This is a genomic window from Streptomyces sp. NPDC005262 (assembly GCF_042872425.1).
Lineage (GTDB): Bacteria > Actinomycetota > Actinomycetes > Streptomycetales > Streptomycetaceae > Streptomyces.
The window spans coordinates 60982-77114 of the sequence record NZ_JBIAKK010000020.1 but is presented as its reverse complement, the minus strand read 5'-3'; the positions used below and the strand labels follow the sequence as shown (position 1 = coordinate 77114).

The following is a 16133-nucleotide window of genomic DNA, read 5'->3' as shown; positions in this document are numbered from 1 at the left end:
GGAAAGCGGACCCGGGCGCTACCTCGGCGCGCCGACGAGCGCCGCGCCCCGGTCCGCTCCCGGCGCAGAACCCCGTTGATCACCTTGCGGTGGCCGGCCCCACAACCGCACCGCTGAGCGAACTTCGGCAGATGCGCCAGCAGCCGAGCCCACTCGTCGTTCGTCGGATCTCCCCTCCCCGTGGCGGACACGACGCCCCCGCCCCGAGATGGTCACGTGATCCGCCGGGCAGGGGCCCGGCGCCGTACTGCGCCGATCCGGCGCTCGACGACGGACCTCGGCCCCGTCATGAGGGCTCGGTACGCCGGACTGGTCATCGGCATCCCATGTGCTGCTTCATGGCGGGCCACGCCTCCACCCCGTCCGAGGTGCGGACATAGACCCTGGACATGTCGTCCGTCAGCCACAGTTCCCAGTCGTCCAGGTGGTAGCCCGTGGACCGGGCACCGGCGGGCATCGTCACGTCGCCGTCGTACGCCGATGTGAGCATGCCCGAGGGGAGGACGGCCGCCGGATCTCGCGCGTACACCTTCCGATCGGCCGAGCCCTTCCCTCCCGAACCCGCTCCCCATTCGAGGAAGTCCGCCTTCTGCCAGTCGCAGTGCGCCGAGCCGGCCGAGCTGCTCACCTCGGACACGGGCACCCGGCGACCGTCCTCGTCGGTCCAGACCCGGTACGGCTGCTTGTCCGTATAGCTCGTCGGCAGCTCCGCCGGGTCGCACGTGGCGGTGGTCTCCGGACCCCAGCCCGGGCGCCCCTTGCGGTCCTTGGCGACGATGATGGCGATCTTCGTCCTGCGGTCCACGTCGAACGAGTACAGGACCCGGTCCGCTTCCTTGCGTTCCACGCGGTAGCCGTACCGGGGCAGATCGGGCTGCTCGATCTCGAAGTGCAGTTTCAGCCCCTCCTCGGGCGTCGCCCCGCCGTCGCCCTTGCTCCAGGGTTCGCTGCCGCCGCCGGAGTAGATCTCCCCGTCGCACTCCAGAGCGCGGCCGGCGGCCCCCGATTCCGTCCTCCTCGCCTGCGGGGTGTCGCCTTCGACGTTCGGGTGGGGCAGGTGGAGCGGGCCGCTGTAGGGCGCGGCCGGCCGGTTCCCCTCGGTCACGAGGTCGTCGGGCACACCCCCACCGCACGCCACCGCCGACAGCGCGGTCACCAGGACCACCGCGACCGATCCGCCCACCCGGCCTCTGTTCATATGCCCCACCCCTGTCCGACCGGGCCTCAGCCCGTGCTGGTTGCCGGTCGGACGTGCGGGGCGGTGCCGTGGTTCCGGCGCGCGCTAACGGGCCTGCGCCGCCTCGACAGCGTCCGCCACCAGCGTCAGGAACCGAGCATGCGCCTGGGGACTGCAGATCGGTTCCGGATTCCACGGCACCACCGGGGCCGCCGGCTCCAGCGCCGACCGGGTCGCGTCCGAACGGAGCCGGTCCAGAGGTGTGGCGTTGGACCGGATGTCGGTGAGCAGGATCCCGGGCCGCAGGGCCGTCACCTCCGGCCAGCCGACCGTTGACCAGTTGGCACCGGGCCCGGCCGGCGGTTCGAGTACGTCGACGCCCAGCTCCGTCAGCGCGCGCAACTCCGGCCACATACGGGGACGGGCGAGATGCGCCTGGTCCTGCCCGGCCGGTGACAGGGCCAGCACCCGGGGCCGGGACGGACCGGCGGTGAGGGTGCGCAGCCGGTCCCGGGCGGCAGCCAGGTCCTGCGTCGCCGTCGGTGTCTCCTCGGCGCCGAGCGAGCGGGCCAGCTCGGCGAACCGGTTGCCGATGTCGGTGAGGGTGCGTGCCTGTCCCACGTCGACGACAACGACCGGAACGTGCTCCTCCAGGTGCTTGGCGGTCTCGGGAGCGAGCCCGTAGACATGCCCTCCCCCGTAACTGACGGCCACCACGAGGTCCGGCCCGCCCCGTAACAGAGTGTCCACGTCGAGGACGCCGCCCGCACCGAGGTACTCGACCTCGGTCAGCGGCAGGGAGCCGGTCTTCGCACGGTCGGGCTCGTCGCCGTCGTGGCCCGAGCCGAAGATCCCCCACGGATGTATCCCGTGGTCCCACAGGGTGGCGCCGGCCTGGACATAGGCGAGCACCTTCGACGGCCGCCGCTCGGCTGCCGACAGCTGCCCACGGTCGTCGGAGAACTGCCACACGGTCTGCTCCGTCACGCCCCACACCCCTCTGTACCGGCTGCCTCGCCCCTGTTCCGGGCTCGTGCACCAGTACCTGCCCAGCTCTTCGGCGCGACACCCCTGCCAAGCGGAGTTCCCGGAGCCTCGTCCGCCATGGGTGGAACCGACGGGGTCAGCCGGTGTGCGCGCTGCGCCTCACAGGTCCGCTGCGGTGCTGCGCCCCAGGTAGGTGATCGGTCCGGGGTCCGGTACGTCGATCTTCTCGAAGCCCAGGCGGTCGTAGAAGGCCCTGGCCGGAGTGTTCGCCGTGACCATGGAGAGATGCACGGCTTCCACACCCTTGGCGTTCAGCGCGGCCAGGAACGTCCGCATCAGCGCTCTGCCGTACCCCTTCCGCTGCCATGCGGGCAGCAGATCGATGTGCAGGTGGGCGGGGTGGGCGGCCACTTCGGGGACGATCATCCGTTCCGGGTTGTGCAGGAGGGCGATCATCTCCTCGCTGGGGGTCCGCGGCGCGCCGTCGAGTTTCGGGAAGCGGTCCTCGACCAGCGGCAGCCACTGCTTGCGGAGGGCGGCGACGAACTGCGGCGTGTCCGCGGTCCCCAGGATGTAGCCGACCGCCCGGCCCGTGCCGTCGTCGACCACGAACGTCAGATCGGGTTCGAGGTACGCATAGGGGGCGGCGAAGATCGAGGGCATCAGGTCGAGGTCCGGATACAGGTCCCGGGAGTCGCCGCCGTTGTCGGCCGTCCGGACACAGATGTCCGCGAGGGCCTCACGGTCGTCGGGGTGGTAGGCCCGTAGGCCGGCTGGCTTGGTCATCACCCCATCCTGCCGGTGCTGGGAGCGCTCCCACAAGACTCCGTGCGGCTGCGTCCTCGGGATCACGAGCGTCCCGGGGTGCTCCCCGGAAAACTTTCCGGGAACACGACCGTGCTCCGTGTCGATCCGGGCGGAAGCCGTTCGTATGGAGGGTGAGATGCCGGCATGGTGCCGACGTCGTACTCGAGGAGGCACACCATGAAGCACTACCTGCTGAGCGTCATCACGCCCGCCGACGGCGAGCCGCCCGCCCCCGAGGTGCTGGAGGGGATCATGCGGAACGTGGGCATCTTCCACCAGGAGCTCCAGGAGGCCGGGGCGTGGGTGTTCGCGGGTGGACTGCACGCCCCCGGCACCGCCACGGTGGTGCGGCCGAAGGACGGGGACACACTGATCACCGACGGGCCGTATGCCGAGGGGAAGGAGTATCTCGGCGGGCTGTGCATCATCAAGGCACCCGATCTGGACGCTGCCCTCGACTGGGGTCGCAAGGCCGCGCGGGCGATCACTCTGCCCGTCGAGGTCCGGCCGTTCGAGGGTGAAGTGGAGGGCTGATGCCCGACTCGCCCGGGCCGCCCTGCGCCTCCGAATTGCCCCGCACTCCGGACGACACACCCGACGACGTACCGGCCGTACCCACCGCGGACATCGAGCGCCTCTTCCGCGCGGAGTACGGCCGCGCGGTCGCCGTGCTCGTCCGCACCTTCGGCGACATCGACATCGCGGAGGAAGCCGTCCAGGAGGCGTTCGCCACCGCGCTGGAGCGGTGGCCGTCCGCTGGGCTGCCGCCCGCCCCGGCCGGCTGGATCATCACCACCGCGCGCAACCGGGCGATCGACCGCCTGCGCCGCGAGGCGTCCCGCGCCGACCGCCAGGCCCGGGCCGCGCTCGCGCAAGAGCTGAACGTCCACAGCGAACCGGCCGAGGAGGGTCCCGTGCATGACGACCGGCTACGGCTGATCTTCACCTGCTGCCACCCCGCACTCTCCACCTCCGCGCAGGTCGCGCTGACCCTGCGACTGCTGGGCGGCCTGACCACCTCGGAGCTCGCGCACGCGTTCCTGGTCCCGGAGCCGACCATGGCCCAGCGACTGGTGCGCGCCAAGGGCAAGATCCGTGACGCCCGGATCCCCTACCGGGTCCCGGCCGACGCAGACCTTCCGGACCGGGTGGGCGCGGTGCTCGCCGTTGTGTACCTGATCTTCAACGAGGGGCATACGGCGAGCTCGGGCGACCGTCTCGCACGCGAGGATCTCTGCGTGGAAGCCATCCGTCTCGGCCGGCTGCTGGCGGGTCTGATGCCGGACGAACCGGAGGTGCTGGGTCTGCTCGCCCTCATGCTGCTCACCGAGGCGCGCCGCACCGCCAGGTCGGGCCCGGACGGCGTACCGGTCTCCCTGGCCGACCAGGACCGCGGCCGGTGGGACCGTGCGCTGATCGACGAGGGGCAGGCGCTCGTACGCCGGTGTCTGCGCCGCAACCGGCCCGGCCCGTACCAGATCCAGGCGGCGATCAACGCGGTGCACAGCGATGCGCCGACCGCGGCCGCAACCGACTGGGGGCAGATCCTGCGGCTCTACGACCAGTTGCTGGCGCAGGCGCCGACTCCGGTGGGGGCGCTCAACCGTGCCGTCGCGGTGGCGGAGGTCGACGGACCGGGTGCGGCGCTCGTTCTCGTAGAGGGTCTCGGGCTCGACCGCTACCACGTGTTCCACGCCGTACGGGCCGATCTGCTGCGCCGACTGGGCCGCTGCGCCGAAGCGGCATCGGCGTACGACGCCGCGATCGCCCGGACGGACAACGCCGCCGAGCGGGAGTTCCTGCGGCGTCGCCGCCGCGTCCCGCCCCCTGCCTGAGGGATCGTCACGGCTGGTCGGCGGCAGCCTCCGTGTCGATACCGAGCCCGGTCAGGAACGCGGCGGCCGCGGGGGTGGGGCGGAACCTGCTCCAGACCAGGCGTTCCGTGCGGGCCGGGGCATCGCGCACCGGCAGCACGGTGACTCCTGCCAGTTCGGCCGCGAACGCGGCAGGCAGCAGCGCGACGACCAGTCCGCTGCGCACGAGCCGGACGATGAAGTCGGTCCCGCTGACTTCGAAGGCCACCACGCGGGTGAGCCCCGACGCCTCGAACGCCTCCTCCGACTGGGCGCGGGCCGCGGTGCCTTCGGGGTAGTCGACGAACGTCTCCGCCGCCAGCCGCTCCAGACCCACTTCGGCCTCACGCGCCAGTGGGTGGGTGGGAGCGACCACGGCGGCGAGCTCGCCCCGGGCGAGTTCGTGATCGCTCACGCCCTTCGGCCGATAGCTCGGCAGCACGCCCAGGAAGGCCACATCGAGCGTGCCGTCCTGCACTTCCTGGACCAGATCCTTGCTCGGCCCCTCCTTGAGGTCGATACGGACCTTCGGATGGCGGAGGTGGAACTCCCGCAGCGCGACCGGGATGTCGACCGCGCAGAGCGTCGGGATCGCCCCGATGGCGAGGCGCCCGCTGACTTCCCCCGCCGCTGCCGCCACCTCGGCGCGAGCCCGTTCCGCCGCGTCCAGGGCCTGGCGGGCCGCGGGCAGGAACGCCTCACCTGCTGCGGTGAGCCGGACATGGCGGCTCGTGCGGTCGAACAGCCGGGCCCCCAGCTCCTTCTCCAGACGCGCGATCTGATGACTCAGCGCGGACTGGACGACCAGGCATTTCTTCGCCGCGCGGGTGAAGTTCCGCAGGTCTGCCACCGCCACGACGTATCGCATCTGCTGAAGCTCCATCCATCCATCGTGAACCACGATCGATCGAATGAAAAACATGTGTTGGACTCATCAGTGGCCGCACCCCGAGGCTGTGGGACATGGCATTTTCCGCACGCACACACCACGGGACGCGACACCCCGACGCCCCGACGACCGCTCCGAAGCCGCTGCCCGTGCTCGGGCGCGGACTCGTCGCCCTGATGGCCGTCGCGGCCGGCCTCTCTGCCGCGGGCAACTACTTCGCCCAGCCCCTGCTGGACGTGATCGAGGCAGACCTGCACATCGGTGTCACGGCAGCGGGGCTGATCGTGACCGCGGCCCAGGGCGGGTACGCACTGGGCCTGATCCTGCTGGTGCCGCTCGGAGATGTCATGGAGCGCCGCCGGCTCGCCGTGGGCCTCTTCGGTCTCACCGCGCTCTTCCTGCTGCTGACGGCAGCGGCCCCCAGTGGCCCCCTGCTGATAGCGGGGACGGCTCTCACCGCTCTGGCGTCCGTCGGCGCCCAGATCGTGGTGCCGTTCGCGGCGACCCTCGCGGCTCCGGCCGAACGCGGCAGGATCGTCGGCGTCGTCATGTCCGGTGTCCTGCTCGGCGGACTGGTCGGCCGACTGGCCTCCGGCGCCCTTTCGGAACTCGGCGGCTGGCGCACCGCCTACTGGATGAACGCCATGCTCATGGCCGTCATGGCCGTGCTTCTGCACCGCAACCTGCCCCGGCTGTCCAGGGCGGGCGCCACCAGCCCGATGTCCTACGGCGGACTGCTGCGCTCCACGCTCTCGCTGCTGGGCGAGGAGCCCCTGCTGTGCATGCGGTCAGCCGTCGCGGCGTTCTCGATGGCCTCGTACAGCGTGCAGCTCACCGCGCTGACCTTCCTGTTGGCCCGGCCGCCCTTCGGCTGGAACGCGGCCGCGATCGGGCTCTTCGGTCTGCTCGGCGTCATCGGCGTGGTGGGTATGAACGTCGCGGCGAGGCTCGGTGACCGCGGCCGAGTCCAGCTGGTCTCCGGGGTGTCGGCCGCCCTGCTCACGCTCTCCTGGCCACTGCTACTGGCGGGCGAGTCCTCTCCGCTGTGGCTCGCCGTCGGCGTGATCTCCCTGAACGTGGCCCAGCAGGCGGGGCTGAACAGCAGTCAGTACGTGATCTACGCACTCCGCCCCGAGGCCCGCAACCGGATCAACTCCGGCTTCATGACCCTGTTCTTCCTGGGCGGGGCGGCCGGGGCCGCACTCGCCTCGGTGGTCTGGTCGCACACCGGCTGGACCGGCGTATGTGTCCTGGGCGGTTCCCTCGCCGCGGGCAGCCTCGTGCTGTGGGTGTGGGAGCGGGTGCGCGTACGGACGCGGTGACACCGTCACGGACGGTCCCGCGCCGGGCGCGCCGTGGTACCGCCGTATCCCCGAGCGGTGGCAGGAATCAGTCGTTGACCGCGGTCAGCAGGACCACCGCGTCCTCCAGCGCCAGCAGCCCGTGCCGTTCGTGCGGGATGGGCTGCAGTCCTCCCGTGGTCAGTTCCACGTCGCCGGAGGCCGCGGTGAGGCGGACGGCCCCGCGCAGCACCTGGAGCGAGGCCGCGGGCGGCGCGTTGTGCTCGTCGAGGGCAGAGCCCGCGGTGAGCGCGATGACCGTCTGCCGCAGCGGCTCCTGTCGCAGCAGCAGGTGGGCGCTGCGGCCGTGCGGGGACGTACGCGCGACGGCCAGATGCTCGTCGGCGAGGGCGTTGAGATCATCCATGTGCCCACTCTGCCGCAGCCCCGAGTCCGCCGCGATCCGCCCGCGGACCCGCGTGTCGGCCCGCGGGCACACGCCCCGGATCAGATCCGCAGCCAGGCCGCGGTGTCCTGCGGGAGTCTCCCTCCGTCGGCCGGCGGGCCGCTGATGAGCAGGACCTCGGTGTGGCTGGGCAGTTCGACGGGCTCCTCGGTCAGATTGACGATGCAGATCAGCCGGTCGTCGCGGGTGAAGGCAAGCACCCCGGGCGCGGTCGGCAACCACACAAGGTGCTCCCCCGGTGTACCCGAGCTGCCCAAGCCGGGCGCGGTGCGGCGCAGCCGGAGCGCCGCGCGGTACAGGCTGAGCATCGAGTCCGGATCGCCGCGCTGCAGATCGGCGGCGTACGTCGACCAGTCCGCGGGTTGTGGCAGCCAGGGCTCGACGGTGGATCCGAAACCGGCGTACGGCGCCTGAGCCGACCAGGGCAGCGGCACCCGGCAGCCGTCGCGCCCCGGGTCGGTCCCGCCGGAGCGGAAGTGCATCGGGTCCTGGATCCGGCCGCGGGGGATCTCCGCTTCCGGAAGACCCAGCTCCTCGCCCTGGTAGAGGTAGGCCGCGCCCGGCAGGGCCAGCGAGAGCAGCGCAGCGGCGCGCGCCCGCCGGGTGCCGAGTACGAGATCCGTCGGGGTGCCGAAGGTCTTCGCCGCGAAGTCGAAGCCGGTGTCCTCACGTCCGTAACGGGTGACGGTGCGGGTCACATCGTGGTTGCACAGGACCCAGGTGGCGGGGGCACCGACCGCGGCGTGCTCGGCGAGCGTGTCGTCGATGGCGGAGCGCAGCCGTCCGGCGTCCCAGGGGCAGGCCAGGAAGTTGAAGTTGAAGGCGGTGTGCAGCTCGTCGGGGCGCAGATAGCGGGCGAAGCGTTCGGCGTCCGGGAGCCAGACCTCACCGACGAAGATGGCCCCGTACTCGTCGGCGATGGCGCGCCAGGAACGGTAGATGTCGTGCAGTTCGTCCCGGTCGATGTAGGGGTGGGGGTCACGGCCCTCGACGAAGTCGGGCAGTGCGGGGTCCTTGACGGGCAGGGCCGCCGAGTCGATCCGTACACCCTCCACACCTCGCTCGAACCAGAAGCGCAGGACGTCCTCGTGCTCCTGACGGACCGCCGGGTGCGCCCAGTTGAGGTCGGGTTGCTGCGTGGCGAACAGGTGCAGATACCACTCGCCGTCGTCGAGCCGGGTCCAGGGCGTGCCGCCGAATTCGGACACCCAGTCGTTGGGCGGGATCTCGCCGTCCGCGCCGCGTCCGGGCCGGAAGTGGAAGAGCTCCCGTTCGGGGCTGCCGGGGCCGGCCGCGAGGGCGGCCCGGAACCAGACGTGCTGATCGGAGACGTGATTGGGCACGATGTCGATGATGGTACGGATGCCCAGTTCACGGGCCTCGGCGATCAGCTTCTCGGCCTCGGCGAGGGTACCGAAGGCGGGGTCGATGGTGCGGTAGTCGGCCACGTCGTATCCGCCGTCGGCGAGCGGCGACAGATACCAGGGGGTGAACCAGAGTGCGTCCACGCCCAGTTCGACGAGATAGGGCAGCTTGGCCCGTACCCCCGCGAGATCGCCGGTGCCGTCACCGTCGCCGTCGGCGAAGCTGCGTACATAGATCTGGTAGATGGCGGCGTCGCGCCACCAGTTCACGGTGGCCTCGGACGGGGGGTTGGCTGCCACGTGGCGTTCCTTTCGGGCAGGTGGGACTCCGCCGTCGGCCCCGGACAGCGGGGCGCTGGATAGGAGGGCCGGCGGCGGAGCGCTGAGGAGGAGAAGGCTGCTGCGGTGGGTGGCGCTAACCCTTGAGGCCGCCCGCGGTGAGTCCGCTCATGATGTTGCGCTGGAAGAGCAGGAAGATGAGCAGCGTCGGGATGGACGCGATGGTGAGTGCCGCGATGAGGACGTTCTCGGGGACGCCGCTGGCCAGCGAGTAGATGCCCACGTTCAGGGTCTGTTTGCCGGGGTCGGGCAGGGTGAGCATCGGCCAGAGGAAGTCCTTCCAGACGCCGACGATCGCGAAGATGGAGACGACGCCGAGGATCGGCCGGGAGATCGGCAGGACCACGGAGCGCAGGGTACGCAGGGGCGAGGCACCGTCGATCGCGGCGGCGTCGAGGAGTTCACGCGGGATCGAGTCGAAGAACCGCTTCAGCAGAAAGATGTTGAAGGCGTTGGTGACGGACGGAAGCCAGATCGCCCAGGGCGAGTTGAGCAGATTGCGCTGCACGATCGGCACGTCGAGGACGGTGAGGTACTGGGGTACGACGAGGACGGTGGCCGGGATCATCAGCGTGGCCAGCATCATGCCGAGGATGACTTTGCCGAAGACGGGCCGCAGCTTGGAGAGCGAGTAGGCGGCGGCGACGTCGAAGAGCAGCTGGAAGGCGAGCGCGCCGAACGCGTAGTAGAGGGTGTTGAAGAGGAGCCGGGACAGGTCCATCACCGTCCACGCCCGGGAGTAGTTCTCCGTGTGGACCGACGTGGGGAAGGCGGTCGGCGGGCTCTGCACGACTTCCTGGGTGGTCTTGAGTCCGCCGGTGACCATCCAGTAGAGCGGCCCGAGGAAGGCCACGGTGAACAGGGCGATCACCACTGCGAACACGATCCAGTAGACGGTCCTGCCACGGGGCCGGGCGAGCTGGGCCGGCGAGATCAGGGTCCGCTGGCGGCCCAGGTCGGCGGCGCGCCGTTCGGCCCTGCGCTGTCCGGAGACGCGCCGTCGGGAGACGAAGGCGTTCGATGCCATGGTCGGGCCCTTCCTAGTCTTCGCTGCTGCGGCTGAGTCGTACGTACACCGCGGAGAAGCCCGCGAGGACGACGAGCAGGACGAGTCCGAGGGCCGCCGCACTGCCGTAGTTGTTGAAGTTGAAGGCGTACTGGTAGATGAGGTAGACGACGGTCGTGGTGGAACCTTCGGGGCCCGCACCGTTGGTGAGGAGGAACGGCTCGGTGAAGACCTGCATCGTCGCGATGATCTGCATCAGCAGAAGCAGCGAGAGGATGAGCCGGGTCTGCGGGACGGTGACGTGCCAGACCCTGCGCAGCAGTCCCGCGCCGTCGAGTTCGGCCGCTTCGTACAGTTCGCCAGGGATCGACTGGAGTGCGGCGAGGTAGATCAGCGTGGCCCCGCCCATGTTCATCCAGGTGGCCGCGATGACCACGGAGAGCATCGCGGTGTCCGTGGACTGCAGCCACTGCTGGGCGGGGAGGTGGAAGACCTCCAGGATGCGGTTGAAGAGTCCGTAGCCGGGGTCGTAGAAGTACTTGAAGAGCAGGACCGAGGCGACGGGTGGCAGCATCACCGGCAGATAGACCAGCAGCCTCAGGTAGCCCTGGCCGTGCCGGAATTCGTTGAGTACGACGGCGACGACGAACGGGACCAGGAAGCCCAGCAGCAGGGCCAGGCAGGTGAAGAGCAGGGTGTTGCGCCAGGCCTGCCAGAAGGCCGGGTCGTTGACGACGTAACTGAGATTGGACCAGCCGGCCCAGGTGGTCTTTCCGTTCTCGTTCTTCTGGAAGGCCAGGATGAATTCCCGGACCATCGGATACCAGGAGAAGAACGAGAAGCAGAGCACCGCCCCGATCAGGAAGCCGTGCGCCGAGATGTTGCGGCGCACGGCTCGTACGAACTCCTCACGGGCAGAGTTCGGGCGGGCGGGGCCCGGGTGTCCGTGGCGTGGCCTGGTCGCCTTGCTGGTGGACAGGGTGGGGGCCGACATGGTGTCTCCTCGGTGCCGGTGTACTTCAGACGCGGATCGACGGCCGGGGGCGGGGCCGGGTTCGCGTGCCCCGGCCCCGCGCGTCCGTCACTGGTTCGCCAGCACCTGGTCGACCTGCTTCTCGGCGTCGGAGAGCAGCTTTTCGATGTTTGCGTTCTTGTTGGTCAGGACGCCGGACATGGCGTTGTCGAGGATCTTGTAGATCTCCTGGGCCTTCGGCGGCTCGGCCTTGCCGGTAACCGGGTTGTCCATGAAAGCCTTGAAGTTCTCGACCGGCATCGTGGCGTTGGCGACCCGCTGTGCGTCGTCCTTTGTCTTGGTGCCGCCCAGGAAGAAGTTCGGCTGCGGCAGTCCGACGGGCAGCTGGTCGGCCTTGGTGCGCGCCCAGTCGAACTGGCCCTTGCCCTGGGTGAGGTTCTTGAAGTTGAGCCAGGCGATGGCGGCCTTGATCTGGTCGGGCGAACTGCCCTGCTTGATCATGTAGTTGTTGCCGCCGAAGAGCGTTCCCTTGGCGCCGGGGATGGGGCCCATGCCGAAGTTCTCGTACTTGGCGCCGAGCTGCTGGACCATGTACGTGATGTCGTCGGGCGCGGCGAGGAACATACCGAGCTTGTCGCTGGCTATCTGCTTCTGCAGATCGCCCCACTTCAGCAGCTGGGTCTGGCCCATGCTGTTGTCCTCCCACCGCATGTCGTGCAGCTGCTGGAGAACCTGCTTGCCCGTGTCGTCGTTGAAGGCGGCCTTCTTACCGGTGGAGTCGACCACGTCCCCGCCGAGGGAGTACTGGGCGGCGGTGAAGTGCCAGCCGCCCGTGTTGGCCGCGCTGTACTCGCCGTAGCCCGCGATGCCCTTGCCGAGGGCCGCGATCTTCTTGGCGGCGGCCCGGACCTCTTCCCAGGTGGCCGGCGGCGTGTCCGGGTCGAGGCCGGCCTGGGTGAAGAGCTTCCGGTTGATCATCAGGCCCATGGTGTAGTTGCTGGTCGGCAGGGCGTAGAGCTTGCCGTCCTTGCGGGCCACGTCAAGGACTTGCGGCTGGATGTCCTTCAGAGCCGGGACCGACTTGTCGGTGACGTACGCGGAGATGTCCGTCGCCCCGTCGTTGTCCAGTACCTGTTCGAGGTCGGTGAAGTACGCGTAGAAGACATCGGGCTGCGACTTCGCCTTGAGCATGGCGGTGAAGCGCGGCGGCTCCAGGCACTGGCCCGGGGTGGACTTTCCGTTGATCTTGACGTTCGGGTACTTCTTGTTGAACGTCTTGATGTCCTCGTTCCACTCCCGCAGTTCCGCGGCCTTCGCGGCCGGCGGCATGCAGTCGATCGAGAGGGTCACCTTCGCCTTCGGGTCGAGCGGAGCTGACGGGTCGGACGAGCCGCCGGAGCCGCCGCCGTTGTTGTTGTCGCTGCTGCTGCTCGTCCCGCAAGAGGCGAGAGCGGTCAGGGCGAGTGCGGTGACGAGGGCGGCCGCGGAGGTGCGGCGTGTACGGCGATGACTGCGGAACCCAGCACTTCTCATCGATGGTCCCTTCGGGCATGGGCGTGGAAGTCCCTCGGCCGGCTCTCTGCCGGGGCGCGGCACACTCAACCACCGCTGACATCCGTGCGCAATATCTCGCGCAGATTTCGTAAAAGTTTGACAGCGCTACGCATGTGACGTGCGTGGCGGAGCTTTCGAGCCGTCCGGGACGCCGCCCGCCCGGCGTCCCGGACGGGGCCCCTGACCTGTGGTTCCGTGCTACGGGTTGATGTCGATGCGGAAGGCGGAGCTCGTGTTCCTCACGTCCTGCACGTTGTTGCTCTGGTGGTGAACTCGACATGGTCGCCTGTGTTGTCGAGGGTGACTGCCTTGCGGCCCGACGCCTCGCCCGCGATGGCACCGACAGTCATGTTCGGGCCGACGACGTGGGCTCCGCCGCCCGTGACACCGCCCTCGGGCTCGTACGTGTCGTACGGCATGTCGGCCCCGCGGCCGACGAAGAGCGACTCGGTGCTGGTGTTGTTCCCCCGCTTCACCGGGAGCTCATCGGCGTCGTCGGCGAGGTCGACCTTCACGGTGTACGAGGCGTTCGCGGCCGTCCAACTGCCCAGGTTCACCGGCGGCGATGGCTCCGCTGTGCGCGCCTGTGAGGGTCTTCACCGTGGCGCCCCTGGCGTCGATCAGAAGAGCTTGCTCGCCGGCGCAGCGACCGCTCCGCTGTTGCACATGGTCGCGGCCAGGGTGACGCGTTCAGCCCCGCGACCGGGTGATGTTCACACGCACGAAGCAGGTCCGGGTGACCGGGAAGCTGATGGTCACCTCGTTGGAGCTGCCTAAGGGCTGCCCCGTAATCCCTGGTGGATCAGCGCGCGGCGTCAACTTCGGCGCTTAGTGGCGTACGTATCTCGGTGTAAACGTGATGTTGCAGCATGCTCGCGCGGGAGCGCCCCGCGGCGCGTGGCTGCGGGGCGCCCAGTGGGCGTTAGTCGACCATCTGCCCGTTGCCCGTACCGCCGACGCACTTCATCCCGACCACCTTTCCGCCGCCGTCCACGCACTCACCCGGGGTGAGGCTCTCGGTGTGGGCGGCGGCGGTGGCGTTGTGGGTGGCGGCCGTGGCGGTGGCGGCACCTGTGAGGCCGAGTCCGGCGAGGGCTGCCGTGGCGATGACGGCGGCGAGAGTTCGTCGAATGCGCATGTGGTTTCCCTTTCACGATTGCCTCGGTTGGGGCACTACTCAGCTTGATCTTCACCCATGTGGGTGGCGCGTTTGGTTACTCCATCCGAGTGACACCTGCCGAGAGTGGGCCACCGGCGACGCAGGGACGGATGGCCGGCGCCGCAACCCGCCGGAGAGGCCTTGAGGGCCGTGCTCGCATTCACGTACGCAGGTATCACCAGTACGACAATCCTTAGAGCCGGCGCCAGCAGATGAGGCTGCAGGCGAGGGAGACGAAGGCGTCGTGGAGTTCGGTGCGGCGTTCCCAGCGGACGGCGAGTCGTTTGAACTGGTGGAGCAGGGCGAAGGTCTGCTCGAGACGTAGCGGAGCTGGCCCATGTCTTTGATGTTCGGGCAGCCCTTGCGGGAGATGACGGGCAGGATCCGGCGTTTGCGCAGCTCATCGCGGTTCGGGTTCGAGTCGTAGCCCTTGTCGCCGAGCAGGGCTTCTGGGCGTCGGCGGGGCCGGCCGGGCCTGCCCGCGACGGGCGGGATGCCGTCGACCAGGGCGAGGGTCTGGGTGACGTCGTTGACGTTCGCTGCAGTGGTGATGACCTTGAGTGGAGTGCCGCGTCCGTCGCAGATCAGGTGGTGTTTGCTGCCCGTCTTCCGCCGGTCGACCGGCGACGGACCGGTGTCGGCGCCCCCTTTTTCGCGCGGATGTGGGAGCCATCCACGCAGGCCCGGGACCAGTCGAGCTGGCCGGCTGCATTGAGCTCGGCGAGCAGGATGCGGTGGAGCTGGTCGAAGACGCCGGCCTTCTGCCACCGCTCCGGTCGCCTCCAGCACATCTGTCCGGAGCCGAACCCCAGCTCCAGCGGGAGCAGTTGCCAGGCGAGGTCGTTGCAGAGCCCATACAGGATCCCTGCAGGCACAGCCGGTCCGGCACCGGCCGCGGCCCCGGTGACCGCTCCGGCCAAGGCGGCAGCAACGGCTCGATCAGCAACCACAAGCCGTCGTCCACGATCCACCGGCGAGTACTCACACACTCCCGAACGGTCGAATCGTCACACCGGTCACGGCCGACCAGGCCACTTCAGCAAGATCCTGTTACGAGCTCTAAGGCTTTTACGGGCACACCGGCCCGCTCTGCAAGTGATCCGCAAATTGCGCAATCAAATTGCGTGACCGTGCAAGGTCGCGCAAGGTACCTGCTCACGGGGGCCGCACGATCGCACGCGACGCAGCACGAAACGGGCCCGCAGATGCGGACCCCGCCCGTTGTTCCGATTCAGCCGGTCGGCGTGAGAGACCGGCGGTGCAGAGGAGGTAGCCGGGCGAACGCGCCCCCGGGACGTACATCGGCACGCGCGAGCCGTAGTTGCTGAGGCTCGTTTCCCCGTCCTGGCTGTCGTCGGCGCCGCAGGACCCGCCCACACCGTCCTTGTCCGGGATCCGCTTCCCCTTGGGCGTGATCAGCCGGGCAACTCGACTCGTCGGCACGCGGATGCAGTCAGCCCCGCGCCGTCCACCGGTAGAGGACGTCCGGTTCCTTCTCCTCGTTGCGGCTGCCGTCGTTGAAGTCGACGGCGGTGAATCCGTGGCGCTCGTAGAACGCCCGGGCATCGGTGTTGCGCTGGAAGACATGCAGGGTGAGCTCAACGGGAGAGCTCTCGCGGGCCTTCGCCAGAAGCAGCGAACCGATACCCCGGCGTCGCACATCGGGGCGCAGATAGAGGTGTTCGAGCTCGGTTCCGTCCACGGAGGCGAACCCGAGCACGTCGCCCGTCCCGGTCTCGGTCTCGGCGACCCACACCGTGGTCCCGGGCAGGACCACGTGGGTCATCCAGGCGAGGGTGTCCGCGTCGTTGTGCAACTTCGGGAGATACGGCATGGTGCGGGCGCGCGAGGCGAGAAAGAGCCGGGTGAGGGGCTCCGCGTCCTGGGCTGCGGCCTTCCGCAGCAGTGGGCGGTCGGCCGGATCGGGCGCGTTCGGTGCCATGTCGTCTCTCCGTGTCCAGGCGGAGCCCCTCGCGCCTCCCCGTGCGCGGTGAGCTGCTCACATCGCGGACGAACCTATGCCGGAGACTCTGCGGACCGCCACACAATTAGAATCAGGGCAGCGCTTCACGCCGCTGACGCTTCCTCACCTCGCCAGAGCGCGCCCCTGTCCTTCCCTGACCGTCCCCGGATGCGCCGTTTCAGCAGGTCAGCACACATGAACGTACTCGGGACACGTTGATCATTCACGGGGTTTCTCCGTCCTTCCGGCCCCCATACGGCCCCCATCGGGCCCCGCTGACGGGCATCTGGGCCGCGGGCGGACGGGCTGCAAGGTC

14 protein-coding genes and 2 pseudogenes are annotated in these 16133 nt (G+C 69.4%); 3 read left to right on the top strand and 13 right to left on the bottom strand.

From position 1 onward, the window contains the following. Positions 1-313: 313 nt before the first annotated feature. From ACFYP5_RS33955 to ACFYP5_RS33945, 3 genes are all read right to left on the bottom strand, one after another. Positions 314-1198 (bottom strand): hypothetical protein, encoded by an 885-nt coding sequence (locus tag ACFYP5_RS33955; protein WP_389042970.1) that lies wholly within the window; start codon positions 1196-1198, stop codon positions 314-316. Between the two features lie 84 nt (positions 1199-1282). Then, positions 1283-2164, bottom strand: a complete 882-nt coding sequence (locus ACFYP5_RS33950; RefSeq protein ID WP_389042968.1) for an ABC transporter substrate-binding protein — start codon at positions 2162-2164, stop codon at positions 1283-1285. A gap of 159 nt (positions 2165-2323) precedes the next feature. Continuing rightward, complete coding sequence (locus tag ACFYP5_RS33945) at positions 2324-2950, bottom strand: GNAT family N-acetyltransferase (protein ID WP_389042967.1); 627 nt, start codon at positions 2948-2950, stop codon at positions 2324-2326. Between the two features lie 198 nt (positions 2951-3148). Here ACFYP5_RS33945 and ACFYP5_RS33940 point away from each other — a divergent pair, with 198 nt between their 5' ends. Further along, a complete protein-coding gene (locus ACFYP5_RS33940; RefSeq protein ID WP_389042966.1) occupies positions 3149-3505 on the top strand; it encodes a YciI family protein in 357 nt (118 codons plus the stop codon). Beyond that, on the top strand, positions 3505-4806 hold the full coding sequence (locus ACFYP5_RS33935; protein WP_389042964.1) for an RNA polymerase sigma factor: 1302 nt from the start codon (positions 3505-3507) through the stop codon (positions 4804-4806). The genes ACFYP5_RS33940 and ACFYP5_RS33935 overlap by 1 nt, the downstream gene beginning before the upstream one ends. A 7-nt stretch (positions 4807-4813) precedes the next feature. On the opposite strand, the gene ACFYP5_RS33930 is transcribed toward ACFYP5_RS33935, so the two are convergent. Further along, complete coding sequence (locus ACFYP5_RS33930; protein ID WP_389042962.1) at positions 4814-5707, bottom strand: LysR family transcriptional regulator; 894 nt, start codon at positions 5705-5707, stop codon at positions 4814-4816. 80 nt (positions 5708-5787) lie between these two features. Here ACFYP5_RS33930 and ACFYP5_RS33925 point away from each other — a divergent pair, with 80 nt between their 5' ends. Next, positions 5788-7035: an MFS transporter gene (locus tag ACFYP5_RS33925; RefSeq protein ID WP_389042960.1), complete on the top strand. Its 1248-nt coding sequence runs from the start codon at positions 5788-5790 to the stop codon at positions 7033-7035. Between the two features lie 67 nt (positions 7036-7102). On the opposite strand, the gene ACFYP5_RS33920 is transcribed toward ACFYP5_RS33925, so the two are convergent. The 9 genes and pseudogenes from ACFYP5_RS33920 to ACFYP5_RS33880 all read right to left on the bottom strand — a co-directional run bounded on the left by ACFYP5_RS33920 (position 7103) and on the right by ACFYP5_RS33880 (position 15796). Further along, positions 7103-7420, bottom strand: coding sequence for a cupin (locus ACFYP5_RS33920; RefSeq protein ID WP_389042959.1), 318 nt, complete (start codon positions 7418-7420; stop codon positions 7103-7105). Positions 7421-7500: 80 nt separating this feature from the next. Next, positions 7501-9123 carry a glycoside hydrolase family 13 protein gene (locus ACFYP5_RS33915; protein WP_389042957.1) on the bottom strand — a complete coding sequence of 541 codons (1623 nt, stop codon included), beginning with the start codon at positions 9121-9123 and terminating at the stop codon, positions 7501-7503. Positions 9124-9238: 115 nt separating this feature from the next. After that, positions 9239-10189, bottom strand: a complete 951-nt coding sequence (locus ACFYP5_RS33910) for a carbohydrate ABC transporter permease (RefSeq protein ID WP_389042955.1) — start codon at positions 10187-10189, stop codon at positions 9239-9241. Between the two features lie 13 nt (positions 10190-10202). Continuing rightward, positions 10203-11162 carry a carbohydrate ABC transporter permease gene (locus ACFYP5_RS33905; RefSeq protein ID WP_389042953.1) on the bottom strand — a complete coding sequence of 320 codons (960 nt, stop codon included), beginning with the start codon at positions 11160-11162 and terminating at the stop codon, positions 10203-10205. 87 nt (positions 11163-11249) lie between these two features. Beyond that, positions 11250-12674 (bottom strand): extracellular solute-binding protein, encoded by a 1425-nt coding sequence (locus ACFYP5_RS33900; protein WP_389042951.1) that lies wholly within the window; start codon positions 12672-12674, stop codon positions 11250-11252. Positions 12675-12946: 272 nt separating this feature from the next. Continuing rightward, positions 12947-13319, bottom strand: a pseudogene (locus ACFYP5_RS33895) (hypothetical protein); the annotation flags it as partial. Between the two features lie 298 nt (positions 13320-13617). After that, on the bottom strand, positions 13618-13833 hold the full coding sequence (locus ACFYP5_RS33890; RefSeq protein WP_389042949.1) for a hypothetical protein: 216 nt from the start codon (positions 13831-13833) through the stop codon (positions 13618-13620). Between the two features lie 214 nt (positions 13834-14047). Next, positions 14048-14839 (bottom strand): annotated as a pseudogene (locus ACFYP5_RS33885) (IS5 family transposase). A gap of 468 nt (positions 14840-15307) precedes the next feature. Further along, on the bottom strand, positions 15308-15796 hold the full coding sequence (locus ACFYP5_RS33880) for a GNAT family N-acetyltransferase (RefSeq protein WP_389042948.1): 489 nt from the start codon (positions 15794-15796) through the stop codon (positions 15308-15310). Between the last annotated feature and the right edge of the window lie 337 nt (positions 15797-16133).